Raw genomic sequence first — 18507 nt, forward strand, 5'->3', positions numbered from 1 at the left:
AGCTGCTAATTCCGATTTAGGTCATCTAGCTCACGTTGAATCCTGGTCCGTTCGGCTTTATTGGGCCGCTCCCGGCCCATTGCTGCCAGTCATTTGTGTTTACAAAATTAGGGGCCATTGCCGCTGAGGAGTTTGGGCCTGATCGCCAGCCAATCAGGCCACATCCACCTGAACCTTCCTGTACTTCAAGGCATCTACCAGGAAACGCCTAGTGGAAAAAGCCATGTCCATCGATGATAGAAACACAGCGCTATTGGTCTGTTGTTCGTGACGCCAGCAATACAGAGGGATGCCGCGGAGCAAAGAGGGATGCCGCGGAACAATATGAGGACTTGCTGAGAAGGGCTGATAAATATCAGCGTGAAGGCGTGATAAGCGTTGGTGAGCGGAACGATCTGATCATGGAGGCGACCCGGCATTATGCTGATGCAGTCGAGGGAATGGCGAAGAATGGTGAGCTGGGAGGGCACGTTGCATGCTACGCCATGCCGGTCTAGATGCAGATACAATTGATCGCACCTGGAAAAGGTCGCGAGACAACTCCGGATTACAACGGCAGAGCGCTCGACGGTGTGGTGCATTTTCGACAACACTGCCAGCTGCTCAGCATTGGGCAATGCCGTGCATCTGAAGGCCCTGCGTTCGAAATAGGTAGAGTCGGCTTAAACCACTAATGACCCTCATGATTTTTTTTGAATCCGCGCAAGTTCATGAGGCACAGGCAGACCTGCAACACAATCAGAGCGTAGGCCTCTGCGTAGGAGCCCCAAATCACCCACAGAATGTTGCTTAGGATAAAACAGATAAATCCTGCCATTCTTCTAGATGGGCGCTGAGACCCTATCAACCATGCGGCGAGCACTGTGACCAGCATGGCAGGCCATTGAACCAAGTCGACATAGGCCAAGGCGTTCACCTCTTGAAATTATGATAATGGAAGAGTGGATCAATGATGTGCATCTTGGGCCGATCTAACGAAGTGCGCTCGAAATAGAGAACATCGCATCAATCAGAAAATTCCCAATTTCAGAAACTGGGCTTGATCTCTAACCACTCGTCAGGCCTCGGCATTATTCTTTGAACATCCCGTCCTCCCATCCAGACAGATAAGTCTGAGCGAACGAAATGTCCTTTCGTTCTGCTAATGGGAGAGCACCATGAAAGCTATTGTTTACAACGGCCCACGCGACGTCAGCGTGCAAAATGTTCCCGACGCCAAAATTGAAAAACCAACCGACGTTCTGGTTCGTATTACCACCACCAATATCTGTGGTTCAGACCTGCATATGTACGAAGGCCGCACCTCAATGGAGACCGGTCGCGTATTTGGCCATGAAAATCTTGGTGAGGTCATCGAGGTAGGGACAGGGGTTGACCGAGTGAAAGTCGGTGATCGCGTATGTCTGCCATTCAACATTGGTTGCGGGTTCTGTGAGAATTGCGAGAAGGGCCTGACTGGCTTTTGCCTGACGGCAAACCCCGGCAGTGCAGGTGCCGCTTACGGGTTTGCAGAAATGGGGCCTTATCAGGGTGGGCAGGCTGAACTGCTGCGCGTGCCTTATGCGGACTTCAATTGCCTGGTACTGCCCGAGGACGCGCAAGAGCGTGAAGATGACTACGTGATGCTGTCGGACATCTTTCCTACGGGATGGCACGCCACCGAATTGGCCGGCCTGCTGCCTGGCGAAAGCATTGCTATTTACGGAGCCGGCCCGGTCGGTTTGATGGCGGCTCACTCAGCCATGATCAAAGGTGCCTCTCAGGTGTTCGTGGTCGACAACCATCCAGATCGTTTGAAGTTAGCTGCTCAAATGGGAGCCACGCCAATCAATTCGCTGGAAAAGGAAGCAGTGGAACAGATTCTCAATCTGACCCATGGCAAAGGCACTGATCGCGGCTGTGAGTGCGTGGGTTATCAGTGCTGCGACAGTCATGGCCATGAAGCTAATCACCTGACGATGAACAATCTCGTCGCTTCGACGAAGGCTACGGGCGGGATCGGGGTCGTTGGCGTATTTGTTCCGCAAGATCCGGGTGCAAAAAACGAACTCGCGAAGGAAGGCAAGATGGCTTTCGACTTCGGTGCATTCTGGTTCAAAGGACAACATATCCGTACCGGACAAGCCAACGTCAAAGCCTACAACCGTCGCCTGGCCGAACTCATTCACCACGGTCGTGCCAATCCGGCGCAAATCATCTCTCATCGGCTGAATCTTGCCGAAGGCCCCGACGCCTACAAGCACTTCGACGCACGGGACAGTGGCTGGACAAAGGTCGTGCTCAAACCTGCTGCCTAATGGCATCAATGCTTACGCATTCGCCGGCTTGATCGGAGTCGGCGAACTTCTCTTGTCGATGGAAGGCGAATGAAATGAAAAACTATCCCAAACCACCTTTCAAACCGCAGCAGCAATCTGTACCTGGCGAGCAAAGCAGAATGGAGCCGTACCCTGATTGCGGTGAAAGTAGTTACAAGGGATCGGGGCGTCTTGCCAATAAAATCACATTGATCACCGGTGGCGATAGCGGCATCGGGCGTGCGGTTGCCATAGCCTTTGCCCGGGAAGGAGCTGATGTTGCGATCTCTTATCTAGATGAGCACGAGGATGCGAAGGAGACAGCGCGCTGGGTGGAGGACGCTGGGCGACAGTGTCTGCTTTTGCCGGGAGACATTGGCAACCTTGCACACTGTACGGCGATTGTGGCCGATACTGTGGCAAAGTTCGGGCGTATCGATGTACTCATTAACAATGCGGCCTTTCAGATGACCTATGAGACTTTGGAGGAGATTCCTGACGAGGAGTGGCTGAGGACGTTCAACGTGAACGTTACGGCGATGTTCAGGCTTTGCAAGGCTTCGCTTCCTCACATGGCAGAAGGAAGTTCGATCATTAACACCAGCTCGGTCAATTCCGATGCGCCAAATCCAACGCTAATACCTTACGCCTCAACTAAAGGCGCGATTGCGAACTTCACAGCAGGTCTCGCGCAAATGTTGGGTAAGCGAAATATCCGGGTTAACAGTGTCGCGCCAGGGCCAATCTGGACACCATTGATTCCGTCCACGATGCCGGAAGATACGGTAAAAAACTTTGGCGCCAATACACCATTGGGCCGCCCTGGGCAACCAGTCGAGGTTGCACCGATCTATGTGCTGTTGGCATCGGATGAGGGTAGCTATATCTCAGGAGAGCGTTTTGGCGTTACGGGTGGAAAACCCATCCTCTAAACTCGGCCAAAGTGAAGGTTTGTGCCCAAATGCCTTTGATCTGAAGGCAAGACTGCTTACACCACACCTCGATAGCTAAAGCACGCTTTTCCGACACGAGGATTCCCTCATGCGAAAATACATCTTGGAGTACTTGTTCGACGGGGAGTGCCGAACATATGTGCTCGAACTCGAGCAACTTCGGTTACTAGAGCATGAGGCGGCATTGCACCTGCTACAGCTGCATTTCGGTGATGGAGAAAACAGCCTGATCATGCCCACAGCAGACGCGACGCCGGAGAAAATTTTAGAGCAAGCTGAGTTGGTTGGAGTGACGCAGATTGAAGTCGTCAATCAAATGCGCTGATACAAACGACAGCTGCCAGTAATCTGTGTCTCTGGTGATTAGAAAGGCAGGTTCTGGCCGATTGCTGCCCCTGGTGCGAGACGGCTAACGCCCCAATTCAGACGCTCGTTACCGGACAATTTCGGCCACGGCAGACATTTAGAGTAGGCCGTATCAATCCGCCCCTTTCTTCCTTTGGCCTCGTTTTTGTCATCAGATTCAAGGTTGCCCACCGATTAGCAAGATAGGATTAGGCAATACTCAAATCCAATCCGGCATAGTCCCTCACCACTCCCAGCCCTAGCATGGCCTCACCTTGTTTCTTCAGGAGTGCGCCCCATGAGTTCAGAAAAAACCCTTTTTATCACCGGCGTCAGCAGTGGCTTTGGCCAGGCCCTGGCTAAGGAGGCTCTCGCCCATGGCCATCGAGTGATCGGCACTGTTCGCAGCGAATCCTCTCTGGCTACCTTCGAGGCGCTCTCGCCTGAGCGGGCCCATGGCGTGGTGCTGGACGTTACCCACTTCAATTCGATCGACGCGGTGGTCGCCGCTGTTGAGCACCAGCACGGCCCGGTGGATGTGCTGGTAAACAACGCGGGTTATGGCCACGAGGGGATTTTCGAGGAGTCGTCGTTGGAGGAAATGCGCCGCCAGTTCGATGTCAATGTGTTTGGCACAGTGGCGATGACCAAGGCGTTTGTGCCGTATTTTCGCCGGCGGCGGGCAGGGCATATTCTCAATATCACCTCCATGGGCGGCTATATCACCATGCCGGGTATTGCCTATTACTGCGGTAGCAAATTTGCGCTGGAGGGCATCTCTGACACGTTGAGCAAAGAGCTTGCCCCCTTCAATATTTTTGTCACGGCCGTGGCCCCAGGGTCGTTTCGCACGGACTGGGCGGGCCGCTCGATGCAGCGTACGCCGCGCAGTATCAGTGACTACGATGCGAGCTTCGACCCGGTGCGCAAAGCCCGTGAAGAAAAAAGCGGCCTTCAACTGGGCGACCCGCATAAAGCCGCACGCGCCATGCTGACGATTATCGACAGCTCCACGCCACCGGCTCACTTGCTGCTGGGCAGCGATGCCCTGGCCCTTGTGCGTGACAAACTGCAGCGGGCGGCGGAGAGTATTGAGCAATGGGAGGTGCTTAGCTGTTCTACGGACGGCTGAAAAAAACGTGGAGGTCGTGCAGTCGATGCTAAAACCCAAGGACCCGAGTACAGCGCGTATGGTGCAGTTGATGGGCCAGCTTGCGCCGCTGGAGGGTTACAACCTGAGCCCACTGGATGACGTGCGTTTTCTACGTTCCAACCGGCCGCTGACTCGCACGCCGGTGTTGTATGAACCGGGCATCGTCATCCTCTGTCAGGGGCACAAACGCGGCTATCTGGGGGATGAAGTGTATGTCTATGACGCCCAGCATTATCTGGTGGTGTCGGTGCCGGTGCCTTTTACGATGGAGACCGAAGCTAGCGAGGCGGAGCCAATGCTGGCGGTGTATCTGCGTCTGGATTTCACCCTGGCCGGCGAGCTGATTCAGCAGGTGGATGAGATTTGGAACTTCGGCGCAGCTCAGCCTATGGGCATGTACGCCTCGCCCTTGGACGAACCGCTGCGCCAGTCGACCCTGCGTTTTCTGGAAGTCATGGCCGACTGCACCGACGCGCAAATCCTCGGCCCGGCAATGCTGCGCGAGCTCTACTACCGCATTCTTACCGGCGAACAAGGCGGCACCTTACGCGCGGCCATCGCCCAGCAGGGCCAGTTCGGCAAGGTGACGCGCGCCATTCACAAAATCCACAGCTGTTATCACCAGCATTTGGATGTCGAAGCCCTCGCTCGGGAAGCGCAGATGAGCGTGCCCAATTTTCATCTGCATTTTCGCAAGGTGACCGATTCCTCGCCGATGCAGTACCTCAAATCGACACGGTTGCATCAAGCGCGATTGCTGATGTTGCGTAACGACCTGACAGCAGCCAAATCGGCATTTCTGGTGGGCTATGAAAGTGCTTCGCAATTCAGCCGCGACTTCAAGCGCCTCTTCGGTCGCACACCGATAGCGGAGGTGGCGTGGATGAAGCGAACCTATGCGTTGCCCGCACCGACAACCCCGTCGCCCTTCGTGTCATCACACTGATCCTCAATCAATCCTGTCTAGACAAAGGGGACAGATTTATTTTCCTACTCGAAACTTCCGCTTCCGACCCAAAGCCGCCCTTCGTGAAGGGCGGAAATCGGCCAAAAGTGTACGCTCGACATAGGCTAGAAGAAGACGTAGGTGGGCTACAGGGGCCATAGCCTTCCATTCCCTGCGGACATCAAATTATCATAGTGAATGGACTCGATGGCAGACTTCAGCACTGAGAAACGGCGAGCTTATTGGGTTGGCGCCTACTCTTTCTCAAAGCCACAGCAACTGCATTTCATGTCGAAGGCAATTGAGCACCTGCGACGGGCTCACACCCCCCGCGGAGCTTTACACTGCTAGGCGAGCGAGTCGTCGCAAAAATTAGAAGTCACGGCAGTGAGTAATCAATTCCTTGACAATACCGAATCATGTTTCTGTTGCGGAGATGTATGCGCAAAAGAATGTACTCCATAGCATGGTGTATCAACTATCGAGGTAAAACTCTGAGGGCTTCCTTTTCAGATAGGCGTTCCGACCGATCAGTTTTCAAATTTCTTAAGAAAAATAAGCTTTTCCAACTCGACCGACCAATTCGATCTAGACGGAGCGCGCTTTTCGCAACGCGCTCGCTTTAGCTACCGTCGCTTAGCATGACGGAGCTGCACCGCCAAGTGCGGGTTGTGAGGTTCAGCAAGCCAAAGGAAAGGAAAATTTCTGTCTTGAGAGGGGTGGCGTTGTGCTATGTGATGTATCACGTTAAATTATGGGGTTCTCATGTGAAATGGATGCATTCATGAAGCTTTTACGATTCGAAGCAAAAAATGTACACGACCATTTAGACTTCAATATATCGTTCAATCAAGATGTAAATTTTATAGCAGGTCTTAATGGTGCAGGAAAAACTACTGCCCTAAACATGATGGTTTCTATGCTTAAACCATCGATTGAAGAACTCGCTGAGTTGAGTTTTTCTGAGGCGACGCTAACTTTGACAGTCTCTGAGAGTCTTAGTTTTGATATTGTTGCCAAGCAGGCTGGGGACGTGCTGGAACTTAGTGTCTCTACGCTACCAAACGAAACGCTTATTACCAGTTTGCAGGAGTTTCGAGGTTCTCGAGATCGAGTCAGCGCACAAAAATTTAGAAGTAATAAAGTGTTTGGTTTTATTAGCTCTCTTCCTCCTCCAATGTTTTTGAGCTTGGATCGACGATTTATCAAAGCTGCCTCCCCTAGCGACTTCGTTACGCTTTCTCACTTTTGGGGGGAGGAAAAACAAAAAAAATCAGATGTAGATAGTGGCATGGAAGAGGCGCTGCAACTTATTGCCAAAAAAAGCTCAAAGGTAAAAGATAGTCAGGCATTAGAAGATAAGAAGCTTAGAGATCGAATTATTCTAGATTCCTTTCATGTTGCTCGCGAGAGTTCTGGAGCGTCTCTACCCAAGAGCAATACGCCTCGAGACCTTAAGCTCAAGCAGAAAACAATCAAGGCGGCACTGCTCGCACTAGAGTTCAAGTCTGATGATTTTGAACAAATGTATGATAGTTTCTTTGATAATTTAATCTCTCTCTCCAAAAGCGTTTATGAAGTTTTTGATAAGCCTAATTCAGATGCTGCAAAATCAAGCGCCACATCAAGAAAGAAAGGTGTAAACGCTATACCTACGACAGCGAAACTCGATTTATTATCACTTGAGTCTTCTAAGATCCTAGGTAAATGGTTCTCGAATAGCCATCAGATGGCTCGAATTGATCGGCTTCTAAAAATGATCGAGGAGTATGAGCAGGCCAAAACGGCAATTAGTAGTGATCTGGCAAAGCTTGAACATTTAATAAACTTATTCCTAAAGCAAACTAGTAAACATATCGAAATCACAAGCGGGGGCGAAGTTTCTATTAGCATTTCAGGAGCTGAGCGACCGCTAACTATTTTGTCTTCTGGGGAGCGGCAAATTCTGATCATGCTGACTCATTTGTGCTTAAACGACCTCCTCCCTCAAAGTGGTATATTTATTGTGGATGAGCCAGAGCTATCATTACATATTTCTTGGCAAGACATGTTCCTAGAAGCAGTTCAGGCGGCAGGGCCAGATCTGCAAATAATATTGGCCACGCATTCTCCGGCCATCATCGGAGGTAGAAATAGTTTTTACGTGCCGCTTAACGGGGGCATATGAATGTCTGGCGCATCAATATTGACCTGGTCGTCCGCAGCCTCTAAAAGTATAGGATTGCTTTATAGGCAGCTTCAGCCTATTGAAGTGTATGTCGAGGATAGTAATTCTGAAGCGTTTTATTTCGAGCTATTAAATCGAATGATAGAGGGTGAAAAGAAGATTCGTAAAATTATCCCTCTAAACGGAAGAACAAACGTCTTAAACTTCTGTGAGGATTTTGATCATAGCACTCCTGCACTCTTTATCATTGATGGGGATCTTGATCTATTTTGGGGCGTTAGAGAGGTCGGGAAAACTAATTTATTTCAGCATCGAGCATACTGCATTGAGAACTATTTAATTTGTAAGGATGCTGCGGTCGAGCTTATCGTTGAATCTTCTGGCACTGTATTGCGCGAGCAGGCGCTAACGGATCTCGAGTGGCATGAAGCACTAGCCTCTGTGGATGCTTTGAAAAACCTATTCGTAACTTTTGCTGCTGCAAGAGTTGCTTATCCTGAGTTAAAAACTGTTTCTCATGGTCATAGTTCGATTATAACTCAAAAAGTTCGAAAAAAACCGCCAGTCGTAGACGTCGAAAAAATTGCAATTTTAGAAGAGTCCATTAAACAAGCCTGCATTGGTCAAGTTGGTGAAAATGAATGGCGGAGAATTAGAGGCGAGGTCGAACTTAAGTCCGCGCAAATCGATGCTCTCGACGGAGTATCAGGGAAAGATTTCTTGCTTCCCATTTTAGATCATTTTATACGTTCAAAAGGGTGTGCCAGTGTTAATACAGAAAGCCTAATGTTCAAACTTGCGAAGTATTGCAGGCTTGAACGTCTTGCAGATCTGAAGCGCTGTCTGTTGGAAGTTATGGAAGGAAAGAATTTTATTTCCAGCTGACGCGATTGGCTACTACTTTTGCCCAGGGATGGGCTCTAGCTTCCGCAAGGGAGAAGTAGTCACCAATAGGCAAGTGGAGAACATTGTAGGCCTTCAGAGCAATCGTCAAATAGCGAATCATGAGCAACTCTAAATCGCATGAGCGCTTTCGAACCGACGCTACCTAGGTTTTTGCTGAGTTCCTAAATGTGCCAATTTTCCCGTTAAAGATTTCAAATCCCTATCCGTTCGAGTGAAGTTGGTCTTTTTTTACCTCGCTTAACGATCAACCCAACCGTGTGCAAATCGACTTCTTTGTCGTAGTTTCCAGGTTTTGTATTCGGGCATAAGTCATAGCACTCCGACGCTGCCCCCCTCAGCCGCAAGCGCTAACAAATCGCTCAGCCAACACCAGCGCTTGACCCTGTCACTAAATTTTCTGGTAGCGGTCGGTTGCAGATGTCCGCTAATGGCCGTAAGCAGTCAGTCTGGCGCCATCATCACCGCCAACGTCATTTTGATGAATTCCTCATTCCGGTCGATCGCCTCCAGGGCGCCACGTACATTGTCGGCGACATCGGCAGCACCACGCTGCTCGACCCAGTTCGACAGTTCCATGATGGCCGCCTCGAGAGCGAGTTGGTTTTCGTTGATCTTGAATAGCAGGGAAGGGAGTAGGTCTGAATGGGGCATGGAATTTCCTCCGTGGATGGAGGGAAGCGTAGCAGTGCAGGGGATTGTGAGGTCGGCAGAACGCCGGGGAGGACGGCACTTATCGTGCGTGACTTTTGCGTGACTCTCTCACGCACTTATAAGCACTTGTAGGCATTCGATTGCAGCGAGCGCCAATGATTACGGCCTATACAGAGGGTCTTGCTGTGGTTCTGCGTGCATGGGGTGCTAGGGGTCGAGTGTTCGAATCACTCCGTCCCGACCATATTTTCTGAATAAAATCAGACACCTAAGCCGATCACCTAGATCGGCTTTTTTGTACCTGCGCAAAACTGGCGCAAAACGACCCGGTGATTTCGTTGATATTCAGGTCTGGAATTGCCGCTGACCAGATAACGTCCGCGTGGTCGCACTAATTGTTTTGGGTCGTGCCCTCGCTTGCACGGCCTGCAATTTTTTGCCCATCGTTTCCGGCTTTCCTATACGGGGGCGGCGACAGCGCTCGGACGGTGGCGACAGACAACAATTGGCCGATGATTGCATATCGTGAAGGGCTTCATTCGAACCAAAAGCCCGAAGATCACCAGTGTCAACGAAGTCTCTGGCAACTCATCCAACAGGCATGGCTGACCTGATGTGCCATGCCATGCCAGGTGGTCGGCCGCATTAGACTGACGCTAAGTATGTGGCCGATGGTTATGGTGGCTATACGGCCAAGAGTAAGTCGCGGTATCTGCCAATGTGCCGTGTGATGGGGCGGCCAGTTCCTCCAGGTGGGTAATGATATTGTCCGGCTTGAGTACCAGTACGTCGCTGTCCAAGGTGTCCAGAATCATCTCGGCGGTGTTGCCGATCAATGCGCCGGACAATCCGGTGCGCGCTACGCTGCCGATCACCGTGAGCACGGCTTCGAGCTTGTGCGCGATGTACGGGATCAGCACATCGGCAGGACCTTCTTCAATGTGCAGGTGTTCGTCGCTGACGTCGAATTCGGCCTGGAATGTCTTGCACCGCTCACGATACAGCCCCTGAATGCTTTCTTTGAGTTGGAATATGGAGTCGGCCGCCGACAGCATGGGATAGGGGTGAGCGCTCAACATGTGCAGAGTGCCGCCGGCCAGTGTGGCGATATCATAGCCGTGGCTGACGATGCCGGAATGCAGGACACGGTGCTCCATATCACTGCTGCCAGCATCTATTGCCGCGAGGATGGTGCCACCGGCCCAGGGCTTTGCGGATTTCACTATAAGCACGGGGCTGGGACAGTATCGCAGTAGCTTCCAGTCCTCTGGGGTGAGCAGGGCCTTCATCAGCGGGGTGTCGGGCAGGTGCTGCTTGATGACCAGGCCGCAGTCCTCTGCTTGCTGGGCGGCGATGATGGTCTTGTGTGAACTCCCATGCCAGGCCTGCTGGGCGCTGACGCTATAACCTTCCTCTACCAGGATGCCTTGCATGTCGTTCAAGTAGGAGCAATGCTGCTGCCCCTTATCGCAGGCCAGCAGGTGCAGGTGCGATTGGGTAGCGCTGGCAATCATTTTGGCTCTATTCAGGGTCAGGTCGTTGGACTGCTGCGAATCCACTACCACCAAGGTGTTGCGGATGGTGTGCATGAGCGTCTTCCTGTGCGTGAGTACAGTTTTTATGTGGGGCGGCGGCAGGCCTATGCCCTTACAGGGGAGGGTGCATTAGGCCCCCCTTATCCGCCCGTCAACCGGAAGCTCACTTACCGACATCATGCATGCGACAGCTAAACTCGAATCCCTTCCTGTCCAGTCCGATTGTTGACGCTCAATTCGAGCTGGCCGTAATTACCGTGACGACTGCTGATCGCTCGTGCAACTGCGCAAGTTAAGCACTGGCGCTGTTCTACCATTGCATCTATATTGAGTTGTAACGTGACCGGTACACTGGTTACCGAATAAATTGCATTCTTCCTGATGGTTGCGCTACTGGAAAAGACACATGCGAACGTTGGCCGCGTTCAACTTCGGAGCTGCGCCTGTCCGCCCGCGCATTTAGTACGCGCAAATGGATACCTCCAACCTTGTTGGCATAAATCGAGTTGATCGCTAGCGGGCATTTTGCCCGATCAACGCGATTGCTGAGTATGACGGCAATTTTGCTTGAAGCTTAGTTAGTTGGTCGGTTGAGTTAGTAGATTTTCACCTAAGATCCCGCTGAATCGAATCTATTCGATCTGAAAAAACCGTGCTGTTCTCGCGTGTTTCTAATGAGCGATCAACTGACAAGGGCGACGGTGGAGGGCGAGTGCCAGTGTGCGGCTTAATTCAACAGATTGGCCCGCCGGGTCGCGGTCAATGTACAGCGGTGAAAGACATGCTGGCAGCGTCTTGAACGAAGAAGGCCCCGCTTTGGATTTCTCTGAGCGGGGCCCCTTGCGTATTACGGATTAGCCAAGGTAAATAAGTGTGAGGCCTGTGATTGCAGGCTGAGGATTATTCACAAGGCGTCTTGATCAGCTTCCGGTTCATTTTCCCCGGCATCTTCCTCCTGAGAGCGAGCCCAATGACCGGCAAACGTCGCCGAAAGGCCGCAGTACTCACTTGGCGTGGATGTCGTAATCACTGCTGCTGACGTTCCGAGCACAACATCAAACGTCTCGCCCGTAGCTTTTTTATTTTCATCTACAACCCGCATCGTTGTGGATATTTTTCCGTTCGACTGGATCCTGGCGACAGTGTTTTCCATCGCCCAAACATCGCATTCGTGTTGAGTGCTGGTATCTACAGTCTGAATATGAACAGCGATAGGCTGCACGGGGCTGCCATGCGCCAGTTCGTTGGCAACAAGCATTCTTCCCGCATACCCGCCTTCCTGGAATGAAAAGTAGGTAAATTGTTGAGAGAATGCGAATGTGGAAGTGCTTGATATTGCAATAACAGCAAGAAATCTTAAAGTGAACATAAAGCAGCGCCTTGGACGGTGTTGTTAGAGTACTTTGAATACCAGTTTATGGCTTAGATCAAAAAAACGTGGGTCGCTGGCGATGTTTCTGGTATTTCGATCGCCCATCTGCTGCCCTTTGGCCAAAAAGTATGTACCTTCAAGTTTTACTCTCTTTCCATCCAGGGCTTTCCAGACTTTCATTTCATTCTGGTCAATGACAGCGATAGGTTCCAGGCCGATTCCGTACTGCTCGCCCTTCAGTGATTCCGATTCAAAGTACAGCCAGTCTTTCCAGGGGCCGGCGCCTTGCTTGATGTATCCTATGAATCTCCCGTTCTCCCGCTTGTATTCCTCAAGACCTTGTATCGTATAGCCAGGGGTTGCATCGATTACATAATCAATGTTGCTGATTGGAATCTCTACTGCAACATCCTTTGCATACGCTATTGTTCTTGCGGAAACAGCATCGGCTTTAATAAAGGCATTGGCAAAAACGTCATTTTTCAGGGAAATGGCATATTGTGTAAGGTTCAACTTTTGCATAAATAATACATTCGGTCTGCCAGCAGCGCCTCCGGATATGCCGCCGGTTTTGAAAAAGTCATACAGCGTTTCATCCAGGCTATAACCCGCCTTTGCGAACGCTTTATTCATGTACTTGGCATAAACATAGGATTGTTCCGGGGTGGGGATTGCAAAATGTGGCACCCGGGCCATTTCACTCTTGAAGTCGTCTTCGTAGTAGTCCTTGAAGGCGTTCGCGATCCTCTGCGATGCCGCCATGTCCAGAGGGGCTGCGGGTTGGGCAGCCTGAGCGACAGCGCACAGTGATAGCAGGCAGGACGATAAAAACAATCGAAACATGAGGCATCCTTGAGAGAGTGCAGCTGGCAATTCTCCATACGGCCAGCCTTTGATTTCAGGCCGCATTCAATCAACCCGATGGGGGATTGAATGCGTTAGGAGTCACCAGAGGATCGGCTGCAAGTCAGGGATCTTTAAGTTTCAGCTGCGCTGTAGTCGCTTGCCGGTGAGGTGCATTTTCAAGCAATAAAAATAACTTCACGAAGAACCCGGCCAACGAAACGGGCTCTTCGTTTCTAACTCGGACAGGGGATGTGGAGGACAGGCGGGTTCAATTCAATCCGGTCCGGTGTTGCCCGGCGAATTGTCTGCGGAACCAGTCCGAGAGCATCGCTTTCTCGGAGTAGAGTCTGTCACTTCGACTGGCGCGCCCCGGACGCTGTAGATAGAACTGATCCATGACCCGGGCGTCGGCTTGACTGACAATCTGGCTGTTTTGCTTGAGCACGTAATGTAGATCGATGCTCGGCCACGTGATGTCGCGCATGAAGCGCACCTCATAGGCGTTTGGCCTCCAGGGTTCGTAGCGGCCGGCGAGGTCGATGTTGCGAATTTCAATCTGCAACTGTTGGCCGGGCGGCAGATAGCGCTCGCCAAGCTTCTGGAAATAACTGCTCAGCTCTTTCATGACATAGGGATCGGCACCCCGTTCGTAGCCCGGACTGTCCAGGCTGGCATCGCTGAATTTTTCAGGATTCTTGAAGAGCACTTCGACCGAAGACGCTGCGGTGGCCAGTGGCGGCAGGAGCAGCGCCAGCAGTGCGATCGAGGTGCAAGCGGTTAATGGGCGCATGGCATCACCTCCAGGTGCAGCGCTTTTCAACGCATGCTGCACCCTGTTCAGTTTACGCCTGGGTGCGCGTCAGGGGCAGCGTGCGAAATTCAGCTGCCGCTCTTCAAACCTCGCTGATATCGACCCACCGTCGTTCCCGCGCCGCCAATCGAATCGCTGTTGCCAATCGCTCGACTTCAAAGGCTGCCTCGAAATCGGTGCCGGCCTGTCCGTGTCCGGCCATGGCCATGATCAACTCATGCACTTCAAGGGTCTTCAGCTCGTTGTAACCCAGCTGATGCCCTGCGGCCGGGCTGAACGCGGCGTAGCCGGGCAAGTTCGGTCCGGCCAACAAGCGCTGGAAGCCGTCTTGCCCGGCGCGGCACAGGCGCAGCTCGTTCAAACGCTCCTGATCGAACGTCAGGGTGCCTTTCGTGCCGCTGATTTCGAAGCTCAGATGATTCTTGTAGCCGTGCTTGAGCCAACTGCTGCTGAAGGTGCCCCGCGCGCCACTGGCGAAGCGCAGCAAGGCATGGGTCTGGTCGTCGACCGCGATGCTGCGTTGTTCCTGGCTACCGGTCGTGGCCGGGCGCTGGGCGTGTACGGTCTGGGTATCGGCGCACACGGCGTCGATGTTGCCCAGCAGATGGCGCGCCATGGCAAGCAAGTGGCTGCCCAGGTCCGCCAGCGCGCCGCCGGCATGTTCGGTGTCACAGCGCCACGACCAGGGTGACGCCGGGTCGGCCATGAAGTCTTCGCTGAACTCGCCTTGAAAGCTGATGACCTCGCCGAGTTGACCGCTCTGGATCAGCTCGCGGGCCAGGCTGATGATCGGGTTGTGCTGGTAGTTGTAGCCGACACGGGTGACGACGCCTGCATGCCTGGCTGCCAAGTGCATGGCCTTGGCCTGCTCAAGGTTCACCGCCAGCGGTTTTTCGCAGTACACCGGTTTGCCCGCAGCCAAGGCAGCCATGGCCATCGGGTAGTGCAGGTGGTTGGGTGTGGTGATGGCGATCAGGTTGACCCTGGGGTCGTCGATCAATGGCTGCCAGTCGCCATAGGCCTGCGCAAAGCCCCAGGCCGTGGCGCAGGCTTGCGCACGAGCGGGATCGGCGTCAGCCAGGGCAGCGAGGCGAAGGGTGAAGGGCAGCTCGAATGCCGCGCTGACGTTGCGAAAGGCCAGGGCATGGGCACGCCCCATGAAGCCCGTGCCGATGAGTCCGATTCCGAGTTCGCGCATGACAGGATCCTTTGGATTCTTGTTTTCAGAGATCCAATGTATAGAATAAATATTCCTTTCAATCAATTATTGGAATAAAAATTCTCATGCGCGTGGAATCGCAGAATCAGTCGTCGAACCCGACCTGCTCGTGAATCTCATCGACCTTCAATTCCAGTCGATAGGCCACGGCGATAAACAACGCCTGGCACAGGCACAGGGTTGCACTCAGTGAGCGGAACGCAAACGAACTGCCTTCGTTGACCAGCAGCAGGGTGTTGGCGCGCTTGGCCAGGGGCGAGAGGTTGCTGTCGGTGATGATCAGGGTTTTTGCCTGGTGATGCTGGGCGATGCGCAGGCAGTGTTGGGTTTCCTTGCCGTACGGCGTGAAGCTGATAGCGATCACCAGGTCATTGGCGCGTACGCTGCGCATCTGCTCGCGGTAGCTGCCGCCGAGCCCCGACACCAGGTGAATGCGCTTGTTGGTGTGTTGCAGGTTGTAGACCAGGTAGTCGGCCACGGCGAACGAACGGCGTACGCCGACCACGTAGATATTGTCGGCATTGACCACCAGGTCCACGGCCTTTTCGAAAGCCTGGTCATCCAGATCCTGCCCCAGACGCTCGATGCCCGACAGGGTCGCGTCGATGCACTCGCGCGCCAGGTCGCCGCCGCTGGCTTTCTGCGACTTGTTGGCGATCATGCTGCGAATGCGTTGCTGGTAGTTCTGCACCGGGGTCGTTTTGTGGGTGTAGGCCTCGCGGAACAGCGCCTGCATTTCGCTGAAGCCGCTGAAGCCGAAACGCTGGGAAAACCGCACGATGGCCGACGGGTGCACTTCGCACTCGCGGGCGATGTCGCTGATGCGATCGACCATGATCCGGTCGCTTTGCTGGCTCATGTAGCTGGCGATGCGTTTGAGCTGGCGCGGCAGGCTTTCGTATTCATTGGTGATCAGTTGCAGCAGGCGCTCGGCATTGATCGGGGGGCTGGCAAGATCGCTCTCGGGCGTGCTCTCGGTCGTAGCCGGCTGATCGGTGCGGGACATAGGGAATCCTTCTGGCTTGTTCTTATAGGGACGAGGTTCGCCTGATCCCCTGACAATAGGTTGGCTGTGCGCAGTCTACAGGCTAGGCCCGGACAAAATCTTGGGCTTGCAGCCGTACGTGACTTGCTGAAACGATGCACTGCCTCTGGAGTGCCTGTACGCAAGCTTATTGGAAAAAATATTCCACGTAAAAATTTATTGGAATAATTATTGATTATTCGATCTCGCTCGTTTTAGTCTGCACCCCACCAAGAGTGTTCGGCGCGGTCATCGCCCCGAACGCAGGCTGATAAAAATAACAGGAGCCAGCATGGGCCAGACTCGTTTTGCCAGTGGGCGTCAATTGGATCTGATTTGCCTGGGGCGCCTTGGCGTCGACCTCTATGCGCAGCAAGTCGGGGCGCGGCTGGAAGATGTGAGCAGCTTCGCCAAGTACCTCGGTGGCTCGTCCGCCAACATCGCCTTCGGCACTGCCCGGCTGGGGTTCAAGTCGGCGATGCTGAGCCGGGTAGGAGACGACCATATGGGGCGCTTCCTGGTCGAGTCCCTGGCCCGTGAAGGCTGCGATGTCAGTGGCATCAAGGTTGATCCGGAGCGCCTGACCGCCATGGTGCTGCTCGGTCTCAAGGACCGCGAAACCTTTCCCCTGGTCTTCTACCGCGAAAACTGCGCCGACATGGCGCTGCGGGCCGAAGACATCAGCGAAGCCTTCGTCGCGTCCAGCAAAGCCTTGCTGATCACCGGCACTCATTTCTCCACCGACGGCGTCTACAAGGCGAGCCTCCAGGCCCTGGAATATGCCCGCAAGCACGACGTCAAACGGGTTCTGGATATTGATTATCGCCCGGTGCTCTGGGGGCTTGCGGGCAAGGCGGACGGTGAAACCCGTTTCGTCGCCGATCAGAACGTCAGCCAGCATGTACAGAAAATCCTCCCGCTGTTCGACCTGATCGTCGGCACTGAAGAAGAGTTCCTGATCGCCGGGGGCGCTGCGGATTTACTCACGGCGCTGCGCAATGTCCGGCGGCTGAGCGCGGCGACCCTGGTGGTCAAGCTTGGCCCGCAGGGTTGCACGGTGATTCATGGAGAGATTCCGACACGCCTGGAAGACGGCGCGATGTATCCCGGGGTGCAAGTGGAAGTGCTCAACGTGCTGGGCGCCGGCGATGCCTTCATGTCGGGCTTTCTCAGCGGTTGGCTGGAGGACGCCAGCGACGCGCGTTGCTGCCAGCTGGCCAATGCCTGCGGCGGCCTGGTGGTGTCGCGCCATGCTTGCGCCCCGGCGATGCCGACCCGTGCCGAACTCGACTATCTATTCAACAGTCCGGTGCCGATTACCCGGCCGGATCAGGATGTCACGCTGCAACGCCTGCATCAGGTCAGCGTACCGCGCAAACAGTGGAAGCAACTGTTCATCTTCGCCTTCGACCATCGCTGGCAACTGGTGGAACTGGCGCAGAAGGGCGGGCGCGACCTCGGCGCTATCTGCGAACTCAAACAGCTCTTCATCAAGGCCGTGGAGCGGGTCGAAAGCGACTTGCGCGAGCAGGGCATCGAGGCCGATGTCGGGTTGCTGGCGGACCAGCGTTTCGGCCAGGACTCGCTGAGCGCCGCCACCGGTCGCGGCTGGTGGGTGGCGCGGCCGGTCGAGGTGCAGAACTCCCGTCCGCTGGCCTTCGAACACGGGCGTTCGATCGGCAGCAACCTGATCGCCTGGCCACAAGAGCAAATCATCAAATGCCTGGTGCAATTCCACCCGGATGACGAGCCGATGCTGCGCCTGGAACAGGAAGCGCAGATCAAGGGGTTGTACCAGGCATCGCAGGTCAGCGGTCATGAACTGCTGCTGGAAATTATCCCGCCCAAGGATCATCCGTCGCCCCACCCGGACGTGCTATATCGCGCGCTCAAACGCCTCTACAACCTGGGTATCTACCCGGCGTGGTGGAAGATCGAAGCGCAAAGCTTTGATGAGTGGAAACAGCTCGACGAATTGATCCAGGAACGCGATCCGTATTGCCGGGGCGTGGTGCTGCTGGGCTTGAATGCCCCGGCATCCGCGTTGGCCGAAGGCTTTCAACAAGCCAGCCAGAGCCGCACGTGCCGCGGGTTCGCCGTGGGCCGGACGATTTTCCAGGAACCGAGCCGTGCCTGGCTGGCGGGTGAAATTGACGATGAAGCGCTGATCCGCCAGGTGCAAGGCACCTTTGTCGAGCTGATAGATGCCTGGCGTGCGGCCCGCGCTTGATGAGTTAACGCAATGCCAAGGTGGGAGCGGGCTTGCTCGCGAAGTCGTCGGC

General features: G+C 53.9%; 16 protein-coding genes. 8 read left to right on the top strand and 8 right to left on the bottom strand.

The window, feature by feature from the left end:
- Window positions 1-670: 670 nt before the first annotated feature.
- Complete coding sequence (locus F8N66_RS31810; RefSeq protein ID WP_150771600.1) at window positions 671-874, bottom strand: hypothetical protein; 204 nt, start codon at window positions 872-874, stop codon at window positions 671-673.
- A gap of 283 nt (window positions 875-1157) precedes the next feature.
- Between F8N66_RS31810 and F8N66_RS16500 the strand changes: the two genes are divergently transcribed.
- The 7 genes from F8N66_RS16500 to F8N66_RS16530 all read left to right on the top strand — a co-directional run bounded on the left by F8N66_RS16500 (window position 1158) and on the right by F8N66_RS16530 (window position 8746).
- A complete protein-coding gene (locus tag F8N66_RS16500) occupies window positions 1158-2297 on the top strand; it encodes a glutathione-independent formaldehyde dehydrogenase (RefSeq protein ID WP_150771190.1) in 1140 nt (379 codons plus the stop codon).
- 74 nt (window positions 2298-2371) lie between these two features.
- Window positions 2372-3229 carry an SDR family oxidoreductase gene (locus F8N66_RS16505; RefSeq protein WP_150771191.1) on the top strand — a complete coding sequence of 286 codons (858 nt, stop codon included), beginning with the start codon at window positions 2372-2374 and terminating at the stop codon, window positions 3227-3229.
- A gap of 109 nt (window positions 3230-3338) precedes the next feature.
- Window positions 3339-3575, top strand: a complete 237-nt coding sequence (locus F8N66_RS16510) for a hypothetical protein (RefSeq protein WP_150771192.1) — start codon at window positions 3339-3341, stop codon at window positions 3573-3575.
- A gap of 318 nt (window positions 3576-3893) precedes the next feature.
- The gene (locus F8N66_RS16515) at window positions 3894-4727 is read left to right on the top strand and encodes an oxidoreductase (RefSeq protein WP_150771193.1); all 834 of its coding nucleotides are present in this window, start codon (window positions 3894-3896) and stop codon (window positions 4725-4727) included.
- Window positions 4728-4785: 58 nt separating this feature from the next.
- Window positions 4786-5694, top strand: a complete 909-nt coding sequence (locus F8N66_RS16520) for an AraC family transcriptional regulator (RefSeq protein ID WP_224790492.1) — start codon at window positions 4786-4788, stop codon at window positions 5692-5694.
- 784 nt (window positions 5695-6478) lie between these two features.
- Window positions 6479-7861 (top strand): AAA family ATPase, encoded by a 1383-nt coding sequence (locus F8N66_RS16525; protein WP_191623008.1) that lies wholly within the window; start codon window positions 6479-6481, stop codon window positions 7859-7861.
- A complete protein-coding gene (locus F8N66_RS16530; protein WP_150771195.1) occupies window positions 7862-8746 on the top strand; it encodes a DUF4435 domain-containing protein in 885 nt (294 codons plus the stop codon).
- A 462-nt stretch (window positions 8747-9208) separates the two neighbouring features.
- Here the strand turns inward: F8N66_RS16530 and F8N66_RS16535 are convergent, their stop codons facing one another.
- The 7 genes from F8N66_RS16535 to F8N66_RS16570 all read right to left on the bottom strand — a co-directional run bounded on the left by F8N66_RS16535 (window position 9209) and on the right by F8N66_RS16570 (window position 16207).
- A complete protein-coding gene (locus tag F8N66_RS16535) occupies window positions 9209-9418 on the bottom strand; it encodes a hypothetical protein (RefSeq protein ID WP_150771196.1) in 210 nt (69 codons plus the stop codon).
- Window positions 9419-10074: 656 nt separating this feature from the next.
- Window positions 10075-11007: a universal stress protein gene (locus tag F8N66_RS16545; RefSeq protein WP_150771197.1), complete on the bottom strand. Its 933-nt coding sequence runs from the start codon at window positions 11005-11007 to the stop codon at window positions 10075-10077.
- An 850-nt stretch (window positions 11008-11857) separates the two neighbouring features.
- Window positions 11858-12322, bottom strand: a complete 465-nt coding sequence (locus F8N66_RS16550) for a hypothetical protein (RefSeq protein WP_150771198.1) — start codon at window positions 12320-12322, stop codon at window positions 11858-11860.
- Between the two features lie 24 nt (window positions 12323-12346).
- On the bottom strand, window positions 12347-13234 hold the full coding sequence (locus F8N66_RS16555; protein ID WP_150771199.1) for a hypothetical protein: 888 nt from the start codon (window positions 13232-13234) through the stop codon (window positions 12347-12349).
- Between the two features lie 205 nt (window positions 13235-13439).
- Complete coding sequence (locus tag F8N66_RS16560; protein ID WP_150771200.1) at window positions 13440-13961, bottom strand: DUF3016 domain-containing protein; 522 nt, start codon at window positions 13959-13961, stop codon at window positions 13440-13442.
- Window positions 13962-14064: 103 nt separating this feature from the next.
- Window positions 14065-15180, bottom strand: a complete 1116-nt coding sequence (locus F8N66_RS16565; protein WP_150771201.1) for a Gfo/Idh/MocA family protein — start codon at window positions 15178-15180, stop codon at window positions 14065-14067.
- Window positions 15181-15286: 106 nt separating this feature from the next.
- Window positions 15287-16207 (bottom strand): MurR/RpiR family transcriptional regulator, encoded by a 921-nt coding sequence (locus tag F8N66_RS16570; RefSeq protein WP_150771202.1) that lies wholly within the window; start codon window positions 16205-16207, stop codon window positions 15287-15289.
- Between the two features lie 310 nt (window positions 16208-16517).
- Here F8N66_RS16570 and F8N66_RS16575 point away from each other — a divergent pair, with 310 nt between their 5' ends.
- A complete protein-coding gene (locus F8N66_RS16575; RefSeq protein ID WP_150771203.1) occupies window positions 16518-18455 on the top strand; it encodes a bifunctional 5-dehydro-2-deoxygluconokinase/5-dehydro-2-deoxyphosphogluconate aldolase in 1938 nt (645 codons plus the stop codon).
- Window positions 18456-18507: the final 52 nt, after the last annotated feature.

The sequence above is a fragment of the Pseudomonas fluorescens genome, from assembly GCF_902498195.1.
GTDB lineage: Bacteria > Pseudomonadota > Gammaproteobacteria > Pseudomonadales > Pseudomonadaceae > Aquipseudomonas > Aquipseudomonas fluorescens_BU.

Bases quoted from the DNA above. Each gene is read 5' to 3' on its own strand.
- F8N66_RS31810 (WP_150771600.1), bottom strand. From the start codon at position 874: ATGCTGGTCACAGTGCTCGCCGCATGGTTGATAGGGTCTCAGCGCCCA.
- F8N66_RS16500 (WP_150771190.1), top strand. From the start codon at position 1,158: ATGAAAGCTATTGTTTACAACGGCCCACGCGACGTCAGCGTGCAAAAT.
- F8N66_RS16505 (WP_150771191.1), top strand. From the start codon at position 2,372: ATGAAAAACTATCCCAAACCACCTTTCAAACCGCAGCAGCAATCTGTA.
- F8N66_RS16510 (WP_150771192.1), top strand. From the start codon at position 3,339: ATGCGAAAATACATCTTGGAGTACTTGTTCGACGGGGAGTGCCGAACA.
- F8N66_RS16515 (WP_150771193.1), top strand. From the start codon at position 3,894: ATGAGTTCAGAAAAAACCCTTTTTATCACCGGCGTCAGCAGTGGCTTT.
- F8N66_RS16520 (WP_224790492.1), top strand. From the start codon at position 4,786: ATGGTGCAGTTGATGGGCCAGCTTGCGCCGCTGGAGGGTTACAACCTG.
- F8N66_RS16525 (WP_191623008.1), top strand. From the start codon at position 6,479: ATGAAGCTTTTACGATTCGAAGCAAAAAATGTACACGACCATTTAGAC.
- F8N66_RS16530 (WP_150771195.1), top strand. From the start codon at position 7,862: ATGTCTGGCGCATCAATATTGACCTGGTCGTCCGCAGCCTCTAAAAGT.
- F8N66_RS16535 (WP_150771196.1), bottom strand. From the start codon at position 9,418: ATGCCCCATTCAGACCTACTCCCTTCCCTGCTATTCAAGATCAACGAA.
- F8N66_RS16545 (WP_150771197.1), bottom strand. From the start codon at position 11,007: ATGCACACCATCCGCAACACCTTGGTGGTAGTGGATTCGCAGCAGTCC.
- F8N66_RS16550 (WP_150771198.1), bottom strand. From the start codon at position 12,322: ATGTTCACTTTAAGATTTCTTGCTGTTATTGCAATATCAAGCACTTCC.
- F8N66_RS16555 (WP_150771199.1), bottom strand. From the start codon at position 13,234: ATGCGGCCTGAAATCAAAGGCTGGCCGTATGGAGAATTGCCAGCTGCA.
- F8N66_RS16560 (WP_150771200.1), bottom strand. From the start codon at position 13,961: ATGCGCCCATTAACCGCTTGCACCTCGATCGCACTGCTGGCGCTGCTC.
- F8N66_RS16565 (WP_150771201.1), bottom strand. From the start codon at position 15,180: ATGCGCGAACTCGGAATCGGACTCATCGGCACGGGCTTCATGGGGCGT.
- F8N66_RS16570 (WP_150771202.1), bottom strand. From the start codon at position 16,207: ATGTCCCGCACCGATCAGCCGGCTACGACCGAGAGCACGCCCGAGAGC.
- F8N66_RS16575 (WP_150771203.1), top strand. From the start codon at position 16,518: ATGGGCCAGACTCGTTTTGCCAGTGGGCGTCAATTGGATCTGATTTGC.